The organism is Haloglomus irregulare (genome assembly GCF_007421925.1).
In the GTDB taxonomy this organism is placed as follows: domain Archaea; phylum Halobacteriota; class Halobacteria; order Halobacteriales; family Haloarculaceae; genus Haloglomus; species Haloglomus irregulare.
This window is the reverse complement of record NZ_QMDX01000012.1, coordinates 53,720-70,953: the sequence shown is the minus strand read 5'-3', so window position 1 is coordinate 70,953 and position 17,234 is coordinate 53,720. Positions and strand designations below refer to the sequence as shown.

Sequence of the window (17,234 nt, the reverse complement as noted above, 5' to 3'; positions counted from 1 at the left end):
ATACAAACGCGGGTGACAGAAGTTGCCGGAACCGATAGGACCCCGCTCCGGCCCACAGCCGGGGCCCGCTCGCACAGCAGCGGCGGTCATGCAGATCGGATCGGCGGCACGTAGTTCGCCCCTGACACGTTCGGCGTGCCACCGCGGGCTCCGTCCGTGGGGACGCGGTCGGGGGAACGGTTTTGCGCTACGGTGCCCTCCGTCCGGTATGCTCGAACTGGAGCACGGGTTCCGGGTCGTCGACGTCGGGGCGATGCTGGTCGACGAACGAAAGGCCTCCCGGGGCCGCGCCGTCGCGCCGGACCGGCTGGAGCGGGAGCTCCGGCAGGCCGGCGTCGTCCGGGCCGTCGTCACGCCGCCCGCCCGTGCCGACGACGGGGGCTACCTGACGGCCAACAACGCCGTCGCGCGGCGGTCGGTCGACCGCCCGTTCGTCCCGTTCGCGCGGCTCTCCGGCCCCCGGCCGCCCGACCCCTCGGCCCCGGACCGGCCGCGGACGGGCGACCACCCCGGTCCGGATTCGGTGGCACAGTACGGCTACGACGACCGGTTCCACGGGTTCGCGCTCGACCCCACCCGCGACGGGCTCCCGACGGAGGCGACGCTCGGCGCCCTCGCTGAGGTCGGCCTGCCGACGCTGGTGACCGGCGGCCGGTCGTTCCCACCCTCCCGGGTCGCTGACCTCTGTGACCGCGGCTTCCCCGTCGTCCTCGGCGGTGTGGGCGGGGACCCGGGGACGCGCGAGCTGTTCGCCACGGCGGTCGACCTGCTGGATGACTACGACGACCTCTACCTCGACACCGGGACGGTGCGCTCGCGCGCGCTGCTCGAACGCGCCCTCCGCGAGCATCCCGACCGAGTGCTGTTCGCCAGCCGCGCCGGCGAGGCCCACCCGAACGTGGCGCTGATGACGCTGCTGACCTGCTCGGTCCCCCAGGACGCGATGAAGCGCGCGCTCGACGACAACCCCTCGCGCGTGGTGTCGGCGCTGGCCGCCTGACTCCCTGACCCCCGCCCGACCCGCGGCGAACGCGACGGCCGGTGGTCGCGGGTCAGTCCCCGGCGGCGGCGCCGGACTCGGCCGGCGCTTCCGGCGCGCTCGTCCCCTCGGCGAACGCGTCGCGGTGGGTCCAGACGAAGTAGACGTACGGCGTCTTGGCCACCACGTCCATGTACACGATGACCATGTTCGCCGCGTCCGCGGTGACCGCGCCGATACCCGCCGGGCTGAACAGCTAGATCACGGGGTAGGCCAGCCACAGCAGTCCGACGTGGGTCTGGAGCAGCCAGAACAGCTCCCGGCGCCCTGGCCGTTCGGCCGCGTGTCTGGGGTACACCAGATAGAGCACCCCGAAGACGCCGAGCTGGACGAGCGAGGAGAGCCCGAACAGCCCCCATTTCGCGAGCCCGGTGGTGACCGTCGCCGCGGCGCCGACGACGATGACGGCGGCGATCCCGCCGGCAGCCGCGGCGATCCAGCGCCGGGGCGCGCCCGCCACGTAGCCGACGTAGCCGATCATGATCGGGGTCGTGAGCAACCAGTCGACGTACCGCGGCACGACGATGGTTTCCGACCCGATCGTCACCGTGCCGATGCCGAGTGCCATGACGACGTAGGCGACGGCGGCGACACCCGGAATGAGGACGAGCGGCCGGACGCGGCCGGCGTCGGCGATCTCCGAATCCCCGGTGACGAGTCGGAGTGCTATCGCGACCCCGACGACCAGCGAGACGGCGCCGAACACGAAGGTCATCGCGGCCGCGGTCATGGGTCCTCACCCCCGTCGGCGATGGCGGCAGAGCCGCCCGGTTCGGCGACCGGCTCCTCCGCCCCGGTGTCGAACCGCTCCAGCCGCGCGGTCAACTCCCGGGCGCTGGCCTCGAAGCCGTCGACCGCGTCGCCGATGCCGTCTACGTGTGCCTGCTGCCGGCTGACGTTGTCGGCGACGTCCTCCGCGGAGGCCTCGGCCTCCCGGCTGAGCGTCACCGTCTCCTCGACCGCCGTCGCCGTCGCCTGGACGGTTTCGGCCTGCGTGGCGGTCGCGTTCTGGATCTCCGCGATTCCGTCGTCGATCCCGTCGACGGCGTCGGCGATCCGCTCGATCTCGCTCAACCCCGACTCCACCGTCTCCGTGCCGGCGACGGCTCGCTCTCGCGTGCTGCGGATGGAGTCCGCCGCCTCCGCCGTCTCCGACTGCACCTCCGCCACCATCGCGGCGACCTCCTCGGCGCGCTCTCTGGTCTCCTCTGCGAGCTGTTTCACCTCGTCGGCCACGACCGCGAACCCGTCGCCGGCGGTGGCGTCGGCCGACCCCTCCCCCGCACGAGCCGCCTCGATGGAGGCGTTCAGCGCCAGGATGTTCGTCTGGTCCGCGATGTCGCCGATGATGTCGACGATCTCAGTGATCTCGTCGGCGCTCTCCGACAGCGACTCCACCTGGGTGACCGCGTCCTGTATCTCCTCCTGTATCCCTTCCATCTCGTCGATCGCCTCGGTGGCGGCCTCGCGCGCCCCGTCGCTGGCGGCGGTCGCCCCCGCGCTCCGGTCGGCCAGCCCGTCGACCGTCGCGGCGACCTCCTCGGCGGTGGCCGACAGCTCGTTGATATCGCTCTCGACGGTCTCCAGGCGGGTCCGCTGTGACTGCGTCCGGTCGGTGATCTCGTCGGTGAGGCCGGTGGCCGCCTCGACGGTCTCGGCGATCGATGCCCCGTCCGTTCGGACCTCGTCGATCTCCGTCCGAACCGTCGAGGCGAAGCTGTCCACCTCCTCGAGTGCCGCCGCCAGGTCGGCCATGGTGGCGTTGAACTCCCGGCCGATCGTCGCCATCGCCTCGTACTCCGTCGCCACGTCCACTCGGCTCGTGAGGTCGCCGTCCGCCGCCGCCTGCATCGTCTCCGCGTACCGTTCGGCGATGGCCCGATAGGCGTCCGCCTGCTCGGTCGCCGTCCGGGTCGCCCCCTCGGCGCGCTCCTGAGCCCGCTCCAGCTCCGCGATCTTCTCCGACATCGACCGGCGCATCGCCTCGACCGCCTCGTACGCCTGACCGATCTCGTCGTCGCGGGGGGAGGTGACCCGCCGGTCGAGTTCGCCGTTCGCGACCCGCCTGGTCTGCCGCTCCAGTCCCTTCGCGGCGGCCAGCGTCCCGGTTCCGACCACCGAGCCGAGCGCCAGCAGCCCCGTCACTCCGGCGAGGACGGTCGCCAGCGCGCTATCCGTAGTCACTCCGACGACCGTGATGAACGCGCCGGTCATCACGTACCCGAAGAGCAGTTTCACCGCGTATCGGTCCCTGAACGCGGACAACATGGGAACGGGTTGGCACAACGTGCACAAGGGACCGGGCAGCGTATCAGGGACTGTAATCGGCTGGGGGTATAACAGCGCTCCCCGGTGACGGCCGGGATCCGCCCGGTCAGCGGCGGTCGAACACCGTGACCGCACGGTCCGTTCGCGCCGAGAGGCCGTTGGGGTTCCGGCGCGAACTCCGGTCCCGGTATCGCGTCCGCAGCCCGTCGACGAGCCCACGACCGGTGCCCAGGGAGACGTCCCGGCCGTTCCCGAGCCAGGCCGACGGGCGGCCCTCCCCGCTGACGACCTCGCGGAAGGTGGTCCAGGCGTCACTGACGGCGTGCCGAGCGACCCGGTAGCCGACCGTCGGCCGGGGACCGTAGTTCTTCACCAGCCGGTAGGCCAGCGACCGGTAGCGCCAGGCCCAGTCGGTCTCCCGGCCGCCGTCGGGCCGGGGCGTCGCGGCTCGGTCCGGGTCGTACCGGACGGACATCGCGGGCCGCCAGTCGACGCCGAAGCCGGTTCCCGCGAGGCGGTGGGCTGCGTCCCGGGCGCCCCCGACCTCCAGGTACTCGTCGAACCCGTCGAGTTCGTTGAGCGCTCGCTGGGTGAACGCCACGTTCAGCGGGTTCACGTAGGTTATCGACCGGCCGCCGACGCGGCGGGTCTCGACCTCCTCGGTGGCCAGGCCGGCCCGGAGCTCCCGGTTCGTCGGCCCGGTGATGGCCCCCAGCGGCCGGTCGTCGTCCGTCCCCCCCTCGGTGGCCTTCGGGTCCGTCCCCGCCGCGCCGAGGTCGTCGGGGTCGGCCCCACGCAGGGTGTCGAGCCAGCTCTCCTCCACGACCAGCTCGTCGCCGAGGAAGGCGATGATATCGCCACTGGCGCGCGCGGCGCCGGCGTTGCGCGCCACGTTCACGTTCCGCGCGTCGAGTTCGACGAGGACATCGACGTCGTCCCGGTCGCGGACCATCCCGCTGGTGCCGTCGGCGGAGGGCCCGTTAGCGACGACGACCTCGACGTCCGGCGCCCGTTCGGTGAGAGCGTCCAGACAGGTCGCCAGTCGTTCCCGACCGTTCAGTGTCGGGATGACGACCGAGAGATGCATACCAATCACGTGCGCTCCATAGGTGCAAAAACCCCGCGGGTCGGCTGCCGGCCGGCGTGGCGTTTCCACGCAGGCGGGCTGAAACGCGTGTTCCTCAGCCGCCGGCTCCCCCCGACTCAGTCCCGGCCGATGACGACGGCCTCGCGGATGTCGAGCGCCGTCTCGAACTCGTCCTCGCGGTCGGTGTTCCGGCCCACGCGCCGGAGCTGCTCCGTGTGGACCCGCTCGACGGCGTCGCGCTCGCGCTCCCCGAGCCCGAGCTGGCGCCCGAGCTCGGCCCAGTGGTCGGCCTCGACGAAGAAGCCCAGCCGGTCCGGGTCCTCGAACGCGACCTCGTACTCGCGGCGGTACTCCGGGAGGCGGTCGCCCAGGGACGACTGGACGACCTCGACGAGGTCCGGCAGCCGCTGGGGGCCCACGCTGGCCTTCGCCGCCGCCAGCAGCAGGACCTGGCCGTCGATGTGGTCCCCGCCCATCAGCCCCCGGCGCGCATCGCCTTCCGGCCGAACTTCTCCATCAGCGGTTCCAGCGTCTCCGGCGGCCCCTCGAAGACGAGCGTCACCTCGGTCAACTGCATCGACCCCGCGACGTCGACCTTCTCCGCGCTCGTCTCGGTCCGCCAGTCCGGCCCCTCGACGACGTGGTCGCCGACCTTCTCGCCGCCGAGGTTGACGAGATACTCCCGGGCGAGGCGTTCGGAGATGCCGCGGAACGCCTTCTCACGGCGGACAGTCCCGTCGGCCCCGGCGCCTGCCTCACCCCTACCGCTCGTGCCCGCGTCGCCGTTCCCGCCCGCCACCGGCGGGAAGACGGAGACGGCGTCACCGTCGGCCAGGGTCGTCGTCAGCCCGTCCATGTGGACGACCTCGCGGCCGTTCTTCAGCACGGAGAGCTGTGGCCGGAGCTCGCCGGCGTCGTCCAGTATCTCGCCCTCGAGGCCGTCGAACTCCGTCTCGAGGGCCCGGAGCACGGTCCCGACGTCCGCACCGTCGTCGAAGCTCCGACTGATGGTCTTCGACCCCACGGCGGCCCGGAACGTGGCGAAGAACCGAAGCTCGATTTCCATGCCAGGTCCCAGGAGGGCGGACGGCATGAGTGTTGGCGTGGTCGGCACGGGAGCCGCCCGTTCGTGCCGACGCCACCGGGGCGGACGGAAAGAGGCAAACCGGCGCCGGAACTACTGGCGTCCGATGTCGAACCAGCCGCCGACCGACGGCCAGAGCGACGCCGGCGCCGGCGACCGCGTCTACCACGTCAACGGCCGGCTCGTGCCGCGCGGCTCCGCCCGGGTCTCCGTGGAGGACCGCGGCTTCCGCTACGGCGACGCCGCGTTCGAGACGATGCGGGCCTACGGCGGCCAGGTCCTCGACTGGGAGCGCCACCTCGCGCGCCTGCGGCGGACCTGCGAGACGCTCGGGATGGCCGCCGCCGTCCCCGACGACCTCGCGCTCCGGGTCGCCGACACCCTCGACGAGAACGACCTCGCGGACGCCTACGTCCGGGTCACGGTCTCGCGCGGCCCGCAGTCGGGGAAGCTCACGCCCGCGCCGGCGGCCGACCTCGACCCGACCGTCGTGGTCGTGACGAAGCCGCTCCCCCGCGGGGGACTCCCCGACGCGGGCGGGGAGCCGGTCTGGGACGACCCGGCGGTCGTGCAGACGGTGGGGACGCGCCGGATGCCCGACGCCGCGCTGCCGGCCGACGCCAAGACCCACAACTACCTGAACGGGGTGCTCGCGCGGCTGGAGCTCCGGCAGGCCGCGAACGAGGCGTACGACCCCGACGAGGCGCTCATGCGCGACCTCGACGGTAACGTCGCCGAGGGCGCCACGAGCAACCTCTTCTTCGTCGACGACGGCGCCCTGAAAACTCCCGAGGTGGGGGACCTGCTGCCGGGCATCACCCGCGAGGTGGTGCTGGAGCTGGCCGCGGCCGAGTCGTTCCCGGTCGAGCGTGACCGGTACGACCTGGACGACGTCCGCGAGGCCGACGAGGCGTTCCTCACGAACCGGACCTGGGAACTGCGTCCGGTCGCAACCGTCGACGGCATCGACGTGGGGAGCGGGCCGATCACCTCGCTCCTCCGGCGGCTCTACGACGAACGCGTCGAGAAGCAGTGCTATCGGTAGCCGGGCCGCGACGTCGAACGTCCTCGCCGGGCCCGCCATCCGCGCTGCCCGCTCCGCACCGCAAGCATTGAACCCGCGGGGGGCCAACCGGAGGCAAGGATGGAGGTCAGCGACGACCAGCGTATCTGCGACGCCGAGGACGTCCCCGAGGCCGGGACGTTCCTGTTCACCTACCGGGACGGCTTCGACGTCGAGGAGGCGCTTCTGGTCAGGCTCGGCGGTGGCGATGACGAGGCGGGAATCGCCTGCTGGAAGAACTACTGCCAGCACTGGACCGACGTCCGCCTCGACAAGGGCGACGGCGCGCGGGTCCGCGACGGCGAGCTGTGGTGCAACAAGCACGCCGCGACCTTCCGGCCCGACGACGGCGTCTGCACGTACGGCCCCTGCGAGGGCGCCGTCCTCGACGAGGTCGAGGTGACGGTCCACGACGAGGGGGTCTACCTCACCGATGACCGCTACGAGTTCGACGGGCTCGGGCCGGACGGGGACCGGGACCTCTCGACGGGGTCGCCGGGCGGCCGCATCGACTTCACCGGCAGCTGACCGGCTCGGGGGCCCCAGCCCCGGCCCAACGCTCTTTGTGCCGCGATATCAAGACTCACGCATGGGGCTGCTCTCGCGGCTCGGCATCGGTGCCGCCAGCGTGGAGCCGGTGCTGCGCGCGCCGCGGGTGACCGCCGGGGAGACCGTCCCGGTCCGGGTGACAGTCGAAGGAGGGTCGGACGGTCAGTGTGCCGACGCGCTGACCGTCCGGCTGGCGACGGTGGCCGGGACGGACGACGGGATGCGAGAGGTGACGCTGGCGACGGCGACGCTCGCCACGGACCTGACCGTCGAGGCCGGGGCACGGCGGGCGTTCGACGGCGAGCTGGCGGTCCCGGTCTGGGCGCCGGCCACCCGCGAGGGGACGGAGGTCGTGTTGGCCGCGACGCTGGCGATGGACTGGGCGCGCGCGCCGACCGGCCGGACCGCGGTCGAGGTGGACGTGGGCCCGCGGCTGGACCGCGCGCTGGCGGCGCTGGTCGACCTCGGCATCGCCGTGAACCGCGCCCAACCCGTGGACGCGACGACCGCCGCCCGCGAAGCCACCGCCCCGGCCGCCGACCGCGAGCTTCCCATCGTCCAGCGGTTCGACTGCCACCCCCGGGGCGGCCCCTACGTCGGCCGCATCCGGCGGCTGACGCTCGTCGCGGCGCCGGCACCGGGGGGCCTGACGTGCTACGCGTCGGCCGATGTCGACCCGGACGCCGTCCACGGCCGGACGGGTGGCTTCGAGCGGTTCGCGACCGTCGAGGTGACCGACCAGCGGGTGTCGACACTGCGCAAGGAGTTCGAGCGGGCGCTCGGGACGGGGTCGACAACCGAACCCTCGCCCGGCCGCTAGTCGATACGGAACGCCGGCTCCTCGACCGACTCGGACTTGCACTCCGGGCAGCGCGAGGGCCGGTTCACCGGGTCGTCGAAGGCCGAGAACCCGCAGTCACGGCACTCCGGGGGGGCGACGAGCAGCCGCTCGTCGGCGGTCTCCAGCGACCGGGCGATATGCTCGACGTGAGCGAGCGCGTCGCTCGTCGTGACATCGAACTCGTTGGCGATGGTGCCGGCCTGCAGCGCCCGTTCGCGGAGGCGGTCGGCGATTCGCTGCCGCGTGGTCCCCTCGTCGACGCCCTGCATACGTCACGTTTGGGCGCCCCACGGCAAATCGCTTCCCCATGCAGCGAATGGAAACTGACTTGCCCGGCCGTTCCGACGACCTGCGGTATGCACGCTGTCGTCCTTGCCGGGGGGTACGCCACGCGCCTGTGGCCCATCACGCGCCACCGGCCGAAGATGTTCCTTCCGGTCGGCGAGACGACCGTCGTCGACCGCATCTTCCGCGAGCTGGAGACGGACGACCGCATCGAGGATGTCTACGTCTCGACCAACGAGCGGTTCGCCGACGAGTTCCGCGACCACCTCGCCGAGAGCGCGTTCGAGAAACCTGTCGTCTCGGTCGAGGAGACGACCGCGGAGGACGAGAAGTTCGGCGTCGTCGGCGCGCTCGCCCAGCTGGTCGACCGCGAGGGCATCGACGACGACCTGCTGGTCGTGGCCGGCGACAACCTCGTCGATTTCGACCTGAGCGAGTTCGTCGACTTCTCCCAGCGGAAGGCGAGCCCGGCGCTGGCGGCGTACGACGTCGGCTCCCGACGGAAGGCCGGATCGTACGGCCTGGTCGAGCTCGACGGCGACCGGGTCGTCGACTTCCAGGAGAAGCCCGACGACCCGAAGAGCACGCTCGTCTCCATCGCCTGCTACGCGTTCCCCCGCGACCAGCTCCGGTTCGGCGAGTACCTCGAGGGCGGGAACAACCCGGACGAGCCGGGCTGGTACCTCCAGTGGCTCCAGGCCCGCACGGCTGTCCACGCCTTCGTCTTCGACGGCGCCTGGTTCGACATCGGCACCCCCGAGTCATACCTGGAGACGGTGGCCTGGTACCTCGACGGGGGGAGTTACGTCGCCGACGACGCGACCGTGGTCGACTCCGATGTCGGCGAGAACGTCCACATCATGTCCGGGGCACACGTCACCGACTCGACCGTCGAGCGCTCCCTGGTCTTCCCGGGGGCCCGCGTCACGGACTGTGAACTCCACGACTCCATCATCGACGAGGAGACACATCTCGAGAACATCGACCTCGCGGGCGCGCTGGTCGGCGCCCACACCCGCATCTCGAACGGCGAGGACTGACCCGACTACGCCAGGCTCGCGTCCACCACCCGGACGTGGCCGCGGTTCCCCTTCCAGACCGGTTCGAGCGAGAGCGAGAGCCGCCGGTCCATGTGCGGCCCGTCGACGACGAACGTCTCGAACTCGCCGCCCTCGCCGAGGAGGTGGACGCCGTACGCCTCGTTGAGCCGTTCGAGGTCGGCGAGTGCGTCGTGGTCAAGGCGGCGGCCGAGCCAGGACTCGTCCAGCCCCGCGGCGGCGACCTGGACGATGCGGATCTCGAAGCCGGCCGCCAGCATCGCGTCCGCGAGGTCGCGGGGGTCCTCCTGCCAGAGCGGCGCGAACAGCTCGCAGCCGAGACGGTCGGCCATGCCGCGGATGCGCGAGGTCTGATACTCGCTCTCGACGGCGCCGGCGGTGACGCCCCCGAGACCGCCCAGGTCGTCGCCGAGGTCGCCGAGGGCGGCCTCCAGCGGCTCCAGCTCGCGGTCGCCCTGCGTGCCGGAGTCGGTCGCCTCGTCGGCCGCGAGGTCGTCCGGGTACACGTCGACGAGGTCGATACCGATGCTCTCGGCGGCCAGCGCGGTCAGGTCCGTCGCTGGCGTGTGGTACATGTACGAGTCCCCCTCCGCGTGGACGGTCACGAGCCGCTCGACGGGCAGCCCGCGCTCTAGCGCCCGGTAGAGCGCCCACGAGGAGTCCTTGCCGCCGGAGAAGAGGGCGACCCACGGCGCTGTCGCGTGCGGGGTCGCGTCGGCGTCCGTGTCGGTCATACCGCGCGTAGCGGGCCGGGCGGCTTAGCGCCGTCGCTCTCAGGACTCCGGGACCTCCTCGACCTCCTCGCCGCCGGCCACGTAGGCGGCGAACCGCACGCCGCCGAGACTCACCGTGATGCCGAGCAGCACGTAGACGGCCAGCCGGGTCCAGACGCTGACGACGAACCCCTCGACGGAGACCGGCCCGAACGCGGTCGCCGGGGCGGACAGCGGGGGGATCTCACCGGCACGCTCGAGGAAGTAGGCGGAGAACCCTCGGACGACCAGGCCGACCGCCAGGACGCCGAACGGGAGATTGAGGAAGGCGTTCCGGACCCGCTCGTCGGAGAGGAACTCGTCGAGCAGGCGGCCGGTGGAGGCCGTGAGTGCCGCCAGTGCCAGCCACGGGACCGCGACGAAGACGAACCGCATCACCCGGATGACCGACCTGCCCGACCCCCCGGAGCCGGAGACGGCGATGGCGCCGGCGAACAGCCCAACCAGCGCCAGCCCCGCGCCGACGACGTAGGTGACGAGCGACACCTGCCCGGAGTAGAACGCGTCCCGGACCGCGCCGGGCAGGCCCGCCAGCCAGTCGTCGATGCCCAGGCCCTTGTAGAGGAGGAAGACGCCGATGACGGCGGCGATGGCCGAGACGGCGACGGTCAACGAGTTCGCCAGCAGGAGGAGCACCGGGAACGCCAGCAGCGCCGCTCCGATGGGGACGAGCACCGTCGCCCGGAGCTCCTCGTCGGCCAGGAACTGCTTCAGCACGTAGTAGGTCGACTCGATGTCGTGGCTCTGCCGCACGACGACGCGGTCGACCGCGTCCACGCGGATGCGGCTCTCGACGATGGGGACGAGCCGCTCGTCCTCGGCGCTGTCCGTGACGACGACCGCCGACTCCGGCGCGTACTCCTCGACCAGGCGGTCGGCCTGCCTCGCCACCGCCCGGTCGGCGTCCACCCCGTCGCCGCCGCCGGAGACGACAGCGACGACCGGGTCGCCGCCCTCGGCGGCCACGTCGTCGGCGACCCGGAGCGACTCCAGCAGGCAGTTGACACGCGAGTCCTCCGGGTCCGCGACGCCGACCTCCATCACCAGCGCCTCGATGGCGTCGCGACCGACGATGGGGTCGCCGGTAGGACCGCCACTGCGGTCGACACAGAGGACGAGCGTGCTCACGGGCGACAGTTGGCACCGCCGGACAAAAGCGTTCAGGCGGACGGCCGCCGCGCGGTCACGGCCGGGAACGGGCCTGGGGCCCTCAGCGCTCGACCCGCAGGTCGACCCCCTCGTCCGGCGTGACGGCGTCGGCGGCCCCCCGGCCGACGGCGTAGGCGACCCCGCTTGCGCCGCCGCGGAGCCGGGTGCCCAAGCCGCGCTGGGGCTCGAACTCCCGTACCTGCGCCGGCTCGCCGGTGAGCGACTCCAGCCGCTCCTCGACGGCCTCGCGTGTGCCCAGCTCGTCGACCAGCCCGAGTTCGTGGGCCTCCGCGCCCAGATACACCCGGGCCTCCGTCTCGCGGACGAACTCCGGGTCCAGGTCTCGGCCCTCGGCCACCGTCTCCACGAACGTCTCGTAGAACTCGTCGGTGATGCCCTGGAGGTAGTCCCGCTGGTCGTCGTCCAGCTCGGTGAACGGGGAGCCGGCCTCCTTGTACTCGCCGGCGGCGAACTGCTGGTACTCGACGCCGAGCTTCTCCAGCAGGCCGGTCGCGGTGAAGCGGGGGCTCCGAACGCCGATGGAGCCGACCACGGACCCCTCGCGGGCCCACAGCTCGTCACAGCCCGAGGCGATCCAGTAGCCGCCGCTGGCACAGGTGTCGGTGGCGTAGGCGACGGTCGGGCCGTCGAACCGCTCGGCTGCGAGCCGGATATCGTCGCTGGGGACGACCGCGCCGCCGGGCGTGTTGAGCTTCAACAGCAGCGCGTCGACCGCGCCGTCACCGTCCGCGCGTTCGATCTGGTCGACGATGTCGTCCGCCCCCGGCGAGGTCGGCCCCGAGGGAACCGGCCCGCCGCCGTCACGGGAGATGGCTCCCCCGACAGTCACCTCGGCGACGTTGTACGAGGGGAACACCGACCCGGCGATCCTCCCGCCGAACCTGAGCCCGGCGGCCGTGATGGCCAGGAGCAACAGGACGCCGAGCAGGTCCGCCAGGTCCGCGGGGAACCGGACGAACAGCACGTACCCCACGACGGCGGCGACCAGCGCCGCCACGAGGATGATGCCGGCACGGCCGAGTCCCCTGAAACGGTCGCTCACGGTCCATCACCCGGCCGGTCGGTCCCGTGGCCGGCGTGGGTGGTCTTCGAACCCATGTCCCCACCTCGCCCGGAGCGGTGTTAAATCCCCAGACGGCGAGCGGTCGTGGTGGGCGCGGGTGATGGGGATGGACCTCCACCCCCCGATACCGCCGCGGCGGATGTTCGAAAAATAGCCAGGATACCGTCCTTGCTGGTAGATTACCTCGGGAAGTCGGGGAACAGCCGACGAAAGGGCCGGGTATACGCTCAGATTTCGGAGACATCCTCGCGTCGGTACCCGCCTCAGAGCTTCCGTTCGGCGTCGTCGGCGAGCTCCTCCATCCGCTTGCCGATGCGGCCGGCGTCGGAGAACTCGTCCTCGCTCATGACCTTCGCCAGCCCGTTCCCGAGCACGAACACGGCGTGTTTGTGCTCGGACTTGGACTTGTGGACGTCGTTCGGGGTCACGTCGAGCCCCTTGTACTTCTCGAAGATGCCCGAGTCGACGTCGTCCATGTCGTCGAAGGTCTCCATGATGGAGACCATCTGCTCGTGTAGCTCCAGGAGTTCGTCCTTGTGCATGGACGCTCTAACTGTCAGCGCGAGATAAGGGTTGTGCGGTGTGACATCACACGCGGCGCCGGGCGCCGCGGCGAGCGTGCGGGCTCAGAAGACGTACTCGTCCTCGTGGCCCATCATACCGTCGTCCTCGAAGCCGGCTTCCTCGTCCTCCATCGGGCCACTGGTCTTGTACGCCCGGATGCCCGTCGAGAGGACGTCCTCGATGGCCTCCTCGCGATTGACGAACTCGCCCTGCTCCACCAACTGGGCGATCTGCATCTCGAGGTGTTCCGGAACAGTGATTTCTACCTTCGGCATCTGAGTAGATACCGATTCGACAGACCGATATTTAAACCTGGCGGGGCGTGTACCGGTTCTGACAATCCCGAGCGGTGAAGGGCGAACCTTCCTTATCGAACGGCCGACTCGTTTTGCTGTTATACAAAGGAAGTTGACCATTTCCGATAGGTTCGGCGTCGAGCGTCAGGCCTACGTCGGTCCGTCCCGAGTAGCCAGCATGAGCGAAATCGTGGACGTTACCGACCTCTACCGGGAGTTCGGCGAGGAGCGGCTCCCCCCGGGACAGCGGGAGACGAGTGACTTCCCGGTGCTGTCGAAGTCCGGAACACCGTCCGTCGAGGAGCCGACCGTGGAGGTCTGGGGGGCCGTCGAGGAGCAGACGACGTTCTCGCTCGACGAGTTCCGGGCGCTGCCGAGCGAGACACAGCGACAGGACTTCCACTGTGTCACCGGCTGGTCGAAGTTCGACTGCGAGTTCACGGGCGTCACCTTCCCGACGCTGGCCGAGGCCGTCGGCGCGTGTGAGGACGCGGTCCACGTCATGTTCCACGCCGCGGACGGCTACACGACGGACCTGCCGCTGGACGCCTGCGACCGCCGCGAGACGCTGTGCGCCTGGGCGTTCGGCGGCGAGCCGCTGCCCGCCGACCACGGCGGTCCGCTCCGGGTCGTCACGCCCCATCGCTACGCCTACAAGGGCGCCAAGTGGGTGACCGGCATCGAGTTCCTCACCGAGCCCGAACGGGGCTACTGGGAGCGACGCGGCTACTCCGTCACTGCGGACCCGTGGGCCGAGGACCGCTACGCGTAGCTGCCCCCGGCTCGCGCCGCGTGCCCCGAGAAATATTAGCCATACCGCCGTACGGGCGCGTATGCCCATCGACGACGAGGAGTGGGCCGCCGGCCGGACGGAGACCGGGGCCGAGGGTGGCCACGTCAAGGAGAAACTCCTGGAGTATCTGGAACTCAACGAGACGCGGGCGTACACGGCCGACGAACTGGCGAAGGTGTACGCCCGCGAGGTGGCGGGTGACGCGGTCACCGGCAAGGACCCGGAGGGGATCAGTCCGGACGCCCCGGACGACGGGGGCATGTTCGAGCGGTTCCTCAGCCGCGTCAACCGGACGGTGTTCCGGCGGTCGGGGGACATCCGGGAGGCGCTGGAGGAGCTGGAGGCCGAGGGCCGCGTCGAGTCCAAGACCATCGAGACCGCCGACGGCAGACGGACCTACTACCGGGTCGTGCGTGACTGACCGGCCGCGAGCGCGTCACAACTCGATCTCGGTCGTCGGGTCGTCGAGCTCCCACAGCAGCTCCGGCAGGAAGGCGTCGAGGTTGTCGACGACCCGGCGCTCGCTCACGTCCAGCCCCTCGCAGTGCTCGTGGGCGCTGTCCCTGATGGAGACGTGGATATCGCCGTCCTCGACGTGGACCGAGAGGGGGAACACCGAGCAGCGCGCGGGCTTCCAGTCGTGCTCGTCGTGGAGCGCACAGAGCCCGTCGTCGCCCAGGAAGTAGCAGGCGGCGCCGTCCTCGTCGACGTGGTCGTCGCGGGCCTTCGGCTCGCGGCGGACGAAATCCCGGCCGTGAGCCCGCGTGACGGCCTGGTTTATCGACTCGCGCGCTGCCAACTCCAGCAGGTCCTGCTCGTACAGCAGGACACCGTGCCGACAGCACCAGGTGCAGTCATCGACACACTCGAAGGTCAGCGTCGGGTCGAACTCCACGACCGCCTCGTCGCCAGGGCGGACCTCGACCCGGAACGGCGGCTCCCGGGAGTCCTTCGGCGCCGACGGGGCGTTCTCGGCATCGCTCACGGAGCCACCTGGGTGGCTGGCGGGGATAGGCGTTCCGTCCCCGGACGCACGGAACGGCCGTGAACACCGGACGAGGATTGAAACCGGATGCCGCGGCTACCGCCCCCGATGGAGGCGTTCTCGGCGCTCGCAACGGCGGCGTACTGCCCTCGGCAGCTCTACTACCGGCGCAAGCACGACGACCACGAGGTCCCCGCGGAGGCGAGTGCCCGCCGGGACCTGGCCTTCCGGTACGACCAGTTACTCGACCCCACACACGACCTCCGCACGGAGCCGGTGGCCGTGACGCCGACACAGTTCCGGAGTCGGCTGGGGGCGGCGAGCGAGCGACTCGACGCGTGGCCGGCGCTCGTCGACCCCGACGGGCGCGAGGTGCTGCTGGAGGGGAAGGACGCGCGCGGCATCGCTCACAAGCTGCTCGCGGACCCGCCGACGGTGTCCGTCGTCAGCGCGGGCGAACCCCCCGAGCATGGCGTCTGGGGGCCCGACTCCGTGCGCGCCACGGCGGCGGCGAAGGCGCTCGCCTGGGAGCACGGGACGGGCGTCGACCACGCGTACGTCGAGTACCCGGCGCACGGTGTCGTCCGGCGCATCCGCCTCGGAACGCGCCGGAAGGCGGCCTACCGGCACGCGCTCCGCGCGGCTCGGTCGATGGACGGGCCCCCGCCACGGCTGGACGAGGACGACGACCGCTGCGGGGCCTGCGACTACCGGGCCGAGTGTGGCACCCGGACCCGGACGCTCCGGTCGCTACTGGGGCGGTGAGCTACCCGTGTTCGGCGAGCCACCGGGCGACCGCCTCGTGGGCCGCGCCCTCGCGGTGGACCACGCCGGCGGACACGTCGACGACGGTGCTTCCGGTACCGCCGGGCGTCTCCCCGCCGTCGAGGACCACCGCGTCCGCGCGGATACTTCCGGAGACCCCGTCGACGGTCCGGGCGCTTCCCTCGCCGCTCAGGTTCGCGCTCGTGCTGGTCACCGGGCGCTCGGCGGCCGCGGCCAGTCGTCGCGGGACGTCGTGGTCCGGCACCCGGATGCCGACCCGGTCGCCCCCCGCGACGAGGGTGTCCGGGACGCGGTCGGTCCGTGCCGCGACCAGCGTCACGGGGCCCGGGAGGAACGCCTCGGCGAAGGCGCGCTCGCGGTCGGTGAGGTCGACGTACGGCGCCGCCGCGTCGAGGTCGGGGACGGCCATCGAGAGCGGTTGCTCCCGGTCGCGGCCCTTCGCAGCGAAGACCCGCTCGATGGCCTCGGGGTCCGTCGCGTCCGCGCCCAGCCCGTACACCGTCTCGGTCGGGTAGACGACCAGGCCGCCCTCGCGCAGTCGGACGGCGGCACGGCGGACCGCCTCGTCGTCGACCGGGCGGGCCGTCATGCGGCTACAGGTCCTGGACGGCGGCCTCTACATCGGAGTACGGCGGGAAGTCGGGGTTCTCCGAGGCGACCCAGGCGTACTGGACGACACGGTCCTCGTCGAGGACGTACACCGCGGGCCGGGGCTCGCGGATGCCGGTCATCCCGGCCACGTCGTCGGCGATGCCGAACGCCTCGGCGACCTCCGCTGAGGGGTCCGAGAAGAAGCGGAACTGCTCGAAGCCGCGCCACTCCCGGATGAACCCCTTCAGTTCGTACGGCGAGGAGATGGAGACGCCGACGACCTCGGCGTCCCAGTCGGTCCACTCCTGGTCGCGGATCTCCTGGAGGATATACGTCGGCGGGAAGTCACCCGCCATCTGGTGGAAGACGAGCACCACCGGCGAGTCCGCGGTCAGGTCCGACAGCGCGACGTCCTCCCAGAACTCGTCGTTGACCAGCGGCCGGGTGAAACCGGGCGCGGTGTCACCCTTGCCCAGCGCGTCCACGGCCGGAAGCTCCGACACCTCGAACCCCAGGTTCATCGAGCCTCCACCTCCTCGGCGTCGGCCGCCTCGTCATCGTCGTCGCCCGGGCCGTCGCCGGCGGCGCTCGCGGTCACGTGGACCGGCGTCTCGTCGCTCCCCTCGCCGTAGGTCTCCTCGATGTACTCGACGATGTTGGCCGACTCGGACATCGTGACACCGGTGTTCGGGTCCACGATGGCCGGGACCGTCCGCGCACCGGTCAGCCGTTTCACCACGTCGCGCCGGGAGTGACGCGCCTCCACGAACCGCGAGCGGTAGTCGATACCGAGGTCGTCCAGCTTCCGGACGACGCGCTCACAGAACGGGCACGCCTGCAGTCGGTACAGGGTTATCGTCGATTCGCTCATGACCCGGTCTACGAGCGACCGCCCGGTAAGCGTATCGCCCGCGGGAGTGAGCCGCGGGCAGCAGTCAC

General features: G+C 71.4%; 23 protein-coding genes and 1 pseudogene. 8 read left to right on the top strand and 16 right to left on the bottom strand.

Features of this window, described 5'->3' with window-relative positions:
- The first annotated feature begins 208 nt into the window (after positions 1–208).
- Positions 209–1,000: an amidohydrolase gene (locus tag DP107_RS15480; protein WP_144263042.1), complete on the top strand. Its 792-nt coding sequence runs from the start codon at positions 209–211 to the stop codon at positions 998–1,000.
- 52 nt (positions 1,001–1,052) lie between these two features.
- Here the strand turns inward: DP107_RS15480 and DP107_RS21165 are convergent, their stop codons facing one another.
- The 6 genes and pseudogenes from DP107_RS21165 to DP107_RS21490 all read right to left on the bottom strand — a co-directional run.
- On the bottom strand, positions 1,053–1,187 hold the full coding sequence (locus DP107_RS21165) for a hypothetical protein (protein ID WP_272949853.1): 135 nt from the start codon (positions 1,185–1,187) through the stop codon (positions 1,053–1,055).
- 48 nt (positions 1,188–1,235) lie between these two features.
- Positions 1,236–1,769, bottom strand: a complete 534-nt coding sequence (locus tag DP107_RS15475; RefSeq protein ID WP_144263041.1) for a bacteriorhodopsin — start codon at positions 1,767–1,769, stop codon at positions 1,236–1,238.
- Positions 1,766–3,277 (bottom strand): methyl-accepting chemotaxis protein, encoded by a 1,512-nt coding sequence (locus tag DP107_RS15470; RefSeq protein WP_185977348.1) that lies wholly within the window; start codon positions 3,275–3,277, stop codon positions 1,766–1,768. Before DP107_RS15470 ends, DP107_RS15475 begins: the two co-directional genes overlap by 4 nt.
- A 136-nt stretch (positions 3,278–3,413) precedes the next feature.
- Positions 3,414–4,394 carry a glycosyltransferase family 2 protein gene (locus tag DP107_RS15465; protein ID WP_144263039.1) on the bottom strand — a complete coding sequence of 327 codons (981 nt, stop codon included), beginning with the start codon at positions 4,392–4,394 and terminating at the stop codon, positions 3,414–3,416.
- Between the two features lie 116 nt (positions 4,395–4,510).
- Positions 4,511–4,870 (bottom strand): hypothetical protein, encoded by a 360-nt coding sequence (locus DP107_RS15460; RefSeq protein ID WP_144263038.1) that lies wholly within the window; start codon positions 4,868–4,870, stop codon positions 4,511–4,513.
- A gap of 311 nt (positions 4,871–5,181) precedes the next feature.
- Positions 5,182–5,460 (bottom strand): annotated as a pseudogene (locus DP107_RS21490) (ubiquitin-like small modifier protein 1); the annotation flags it as partial.
- A gap of 124 nt (positions 5,461–5,584) precedes the next feature.
- Here DP107_RS21490 and DP107_RS15450 point away from each other — a divergent pair.
- The 3 genes from DP107_RS15450 (at position 5,585) to DP107_RS15440 (ending at position 7,910) form a co-directional block, all read left to right on the top strand.
- Positions 5,585–6,523, top strand: coding sequence for an aminotransferase class IV (locus tag DP107_RS15450; protein WP_144263036.1), 939 nt, complete (start codon positions 5,585–5,587; stop codon positions 6,521–6,523).
- A gap of 99 nt (positions 6,524–6,622) precedes the next feature.
- Positions 6,623–7,069, top strand: coding sequence for a Rieske (2Fe-2S) protein (locus DP107_RS15445; protein ID WP_144263035.1), 447 nt, complete (start codon positions 6,623–6,625; stop codon positions 7,067–7,069).
- A gap of 61 nt (positions 7,070–7,130) precedes the next feature.
- Positions 7,131–7,910 (top strand): sporulation protein, encoded by a 780-nt coding sequence (locus DP107_RS15440; RefSeq protein WP_185977347.1) that lies wholly within the window; start codon positions 7,131–7,133, stop codon positions 7,908–7,910.
- Here the strand turns inward: DP107_RS15440 and DP107_RS15435 are convergent.
- Positions 7,907–8,200 carry a transcriptional regulator gene (locus DP107_RS15435; RefSeq protein ID WP_144263033.1) on the bottom strand — a complete coding sequence of 98 codons (294 nt, stop codon included), beginning with the start codon at positions 8,198–8,200 and terminating at the stop codon, positions 7,907–7,909. The two genes, DP107_RS15440 and DP107_RS15435, sit on opposite strands and share 4 nt — an antisense overlap.
- 87 nt (positions 8,201–8,287) lie before the next feature.
- Here DP107_RS15435 and DP107_RS15430 point away from each other — a divergent pair, with 87 nt between their 5' ends.
- Positions 8,288–9,256 (top strand): sugar phosphate nucleotidyltransferase, encoded by a 969-nt coding sequence (locus DP107_RS15430; RefSeq protein ID WP_144263032.1) that lies wholly within the window; start codon positions 8,288–8,290, stop codon positions 9,254–9,256.
- A gap of 5 nt (positions 9,257–9,261) precedes the next feature.
- Here the strand turns inward: DP107_RS15430 and DP107_RS15425 are convergent, their stop codons facing one another.
- The 5 genes from DP107_RS15425 to DP107_RS15405 form a co-directional block, all read right to left on the bottom strand.
- Positions 9,262–10,008: a diphthine--ammonia ligase gene (locus DP107_RS15425; protein ID WP_144263031.1), complete on the bottom strand. Its 747-nt coding sequence runs from the start codon at positions 10,006–10,008 to the stop codon at positions 9,262–9,264.
- 39 nt (positions 10,009–10,047) lie between these two features.
- On the bottom strand, positions 10,048–11,175 hold the full coding sequence (locus DP107_RS15420; protein WP_144263030.1) for a DUF373 family protein: 1,128 nt from the start codon (positions 11,173–11,175) through the stop codon (positions 10,048–10,050).
- Positions 11,176–11,257: 82 nt separating this feature from the next.
- On the bottom strand, positions 11,258–12,259 hold the full coding sequence (gene sppA / locus DP107_RS15415; RefSeq protein ID WP_185977346.1) for a signal peptide peptidase SppA: 1,002 nt from the start codon (positions 12,257–12,259) through the stop codon (positions 11,258–11,260).
- A 284-nt stretch (positions 12,260–12,543) separates the two neighbouring features.
- Positions 12,544–12,822 (bottom strand): UPF0058 family protein, encoded by a 279-nt coding sequence (locus tag DP107_RS15410; protein WP_144263029.1) that lies wholly within the window; start codon positions 12,820–12,822, stop codon positions 12,544–12,546.
- An 84-nt stretch (positions 12,823–12,906) separates the two neighbouring features.
- Positions 12,907–13,119: a ribbon-helix-helix domain-containing protein gene (locus DP107_RS15405; protein ID WP_144263028.1), complete on the bottom strand. Its 213-nt coding sequence runs from the start codon at positions 13,117–13,119 to the stop codon at positions 12,907–12,909.
- Positions 13,120–13,318: 199 nt separating this feature from the next.
- On the opposite strand from DP107_RS15405, the gene DP107_RS15400 reads away from it, so the two are divergent.
- Together DP107_RS15400 and DP107_RS15395 are read left to right on the top strand one after the other, a co-directional pair.
- A complete protein-coding gene (locus DP107_RS15400; RefSeq protein ID WP_144263027.1) occupies positions 13,319–13,912 on the top strand; it encodes a molybdopterin-dependent oxidoreductase in 594 nt (197 codons plus the stop codon).
- A gap of 61 nt (positions 13,913–13,973) precedes the next feature.
- On the top strand, positions 13,974–14,354 hold the full coding sequence (locus DP107_RS15395) for a hypothetical protein (RefSeq protein ID WP_144263026.1): 381 nt from the start codon (positions 13,974–13,976) through the stop codon (positions 14,352–14,354).
- A gap of 15 nt (positions 14,355–14,369) precedes the next feature.
- Here the strand turns inward: DP107_RS15395 and DP107_RS15390 are convergent, their stop codons facing one another.
- Positions 14,370–14,918: a hypothetical protein gene (locus DP107_RS15390; RefSeq protein ID WP_144263025.1), complete on the bottom strand. Its 549-nt coding sequence runs from the start codon at positions 14,916–14,918 to the stop codon at positions 14,370–14,372.
- Between the two features lie 108 nt (positions 14,919–15,026).
- Between DP107_RS15390 and DP107_RS15385 the strand changes: the two genes are divergently transcribed.
- Entirely contained in the window at positions 15,027–15,683 is a 657-nt protein-coding gene (locus tag DP107_RS15385; RefSeq protein WP_185977345.1) for a hypothetical protein, read from the top strand.
- Between the two features lies 1 nt (position 15,684).
- Here DP107_RS15385 and DP107_RS15380 read toward each other — a convergent pair whose 3' ends face one another.
- Genes DP107_RS15380 through DP107_RS15370 form a run of 3 tightly spaced genes read right to left on the bottom strand, consistent with a single transcriptional unit; the run spans position 15,685 to position 17,166 of the window.
- Positions 15,685–16,293, bottom strand: a complete 609-nt coding sequence (locus DP107_RS15380) for an L-threonylcarbamoyladenylate synthase (RefSeq protein WP_144263023.1) — start codon at positions 16,291–16,293, stop codon at positions 15,685–15,687.
- 4 nt (positions 16,294–16,297) lie between these two features.
- The gene (locus tag DP107_RS15375; protein ID WP_144263022.1) at positions 16,298–16,816 is read right to left on the bottom strand and encodes a redoxin domain-containing protein; all 519 of its coding nucleotides are present in this window, start codon (positions 16,814–16,816) and stop codon (positions 16,298–16,300) included.
- A complete protein-coding gene (locus tag DP107_RS15370) occupies positions 16,813–17,166 on the bottom strand; it encodes a glutaredoxin family protein (protein ID WP_144263021.1) in 354 nt (117 codons plus the stop codon). Before DP107_RS15370 ends, DP107_RS15375 begins: the two co-directional genes overlap by 4 nt.
- Between the last annotated feature and the right edge of the window lie 68 nt (positions 17,167–17,234).

Excerpts from the sequence above, each read along its gene's own strand:
- DP107_RS15480 (WP_144263042.1), top strand. The coding sequence starts at position 209 with ATGCTCGAACTGGAGCACGGGTTCCGGGTCGTCGACGTCGGGGCGATG.
- DP107_RS21165 (WP_272949853.1), bottom strand. The coding sequence starts at position 1,187 with ATGGTCATCGTGTACATGGACGTGGTGGCCAAGACGCCGTACGTCTAC.
- DP107_RS15475 (WP_144263041.1), bottom strand. The coding sequence starts at position 1,769 with ATGACCGCGGCCGCGATGACCTTCGTGTTCGGCGCCGTCTCGCTGGTC.
- DP107_RS15465 (WP_144263039.1), bottom strand. The coding sequence starts at position 4,394 with ATGCATCTCTCGGTCGTCATCCCGACACTGAACGGTCGGGAACGACTG.
- DP107_RS15460 (WP_144263038.1), bottom strand. The coding sequence starts at position 4,870 with ATGGGCGGGGACCACATCGACGGCCAGGTCCTGCTGCTGGCGGCGGCG.
- DP107_RS15450 (WP_144263036.1), top strand. The coding sequence starts at position 5,585 with ATGTCGAACCAGCCGCCGACCGACGGCCAGAGCGACGCCGGCGCCGGC.
- DP107_RS15445 (WP_144263035.1), top strand. The coding sequence starts at position 6,623 with ATGGAGGTCAGCGACGACCAGCGTATCTGCGACGCCGAGGACGTCCCC.
- DP107_RS15440 (WP_185977347.1), top strand. The coding sequence starts at position 7,131 with ATGGGGCTGCTCTCGCGGCTCGGCATCGGTGCCGCCAGCGTGGAGCCG.
- DP107_RS15435 (WP_144263033.1), bottom strand. The coding sequence starts at position 8,200 with ATGCAGGGCGTCGACGAGGGGACCACGCGGCAGCGAATCGCCGACCGC.
- DP107_RS15430 (WP_144263032.1), top strand. The coding sequence starts at position 8,288 with ATGCACGCTGTCGTCCTTGCCGGGGGGTACGCCACGCGCCTGTGGCCC.
- DP107_RS15425 (WP_144263031.1), bottom strand. The coding sequence starts at position 10,008 with ATGACCGACACGGACGCCGACGCGACCCCGCACGCGACAGCGCCGTGG.
- DP107_RS15410 (WP_144263029.1), bottom strand. The coding sequence starts at position 12,822 with ATGCACAAGGACGAACTCCTGGAGCTACACGAGCAGATGGTCTCCATC.
- DP107_RS15405 (WP_144263028.1), bottom strand. The coding sequence starts at position 13,119 with ATGCCGAAGGTAGAAATCACTGTTCCGGAACACCTCGAGATGCAGATC.
- DP107_RS15400 (WP_144263027.1), top strand. The coding sequence starts at position 13,319 with ATGAGCGAAATCGTGGACGTTACCGACCTCTACCGGGAGTTCGGCGAG.
- DP107_RS15395 (WP_144263026.1), top strand. The coding sequence starts at position 13,974 with ATGCCCATCGACGACGAGGAGTGGGCCGCCGGCCGGACGGAGACCGGG.
- DP107_RS15385 (WP_185977345.1), top strand. The coding sequence starts at position 15,027 with ATGGAGGCGTTCTCGGCGCTCGCAACGGCGGCGTACTGCCCTCGGCAG.
- DP107_RS15380 (WP_144263023.1), bottom strand. The coding sequence starts at position 16,293 with ATGACGGCCCGCCCGGTCGACGACGAGGCGGTCCGCCGTGCCGCCGTC.
- DP107_RS15375 (WP_144263022.1), bottom strand. The coding sequence starts at position 16,816 with ATGAACCTGGGGTTCGAGGTGTCGGAGCTTCCGGCCGTGGACGCGCTG.
- DP107_RS15370 (WP_144263021.1), bottom strand. The coding sequence starts at position 17,166 with ATGAGCGAATCGACGATAACCCTGTACCGACTGCAGGCGTGCCCGTTC.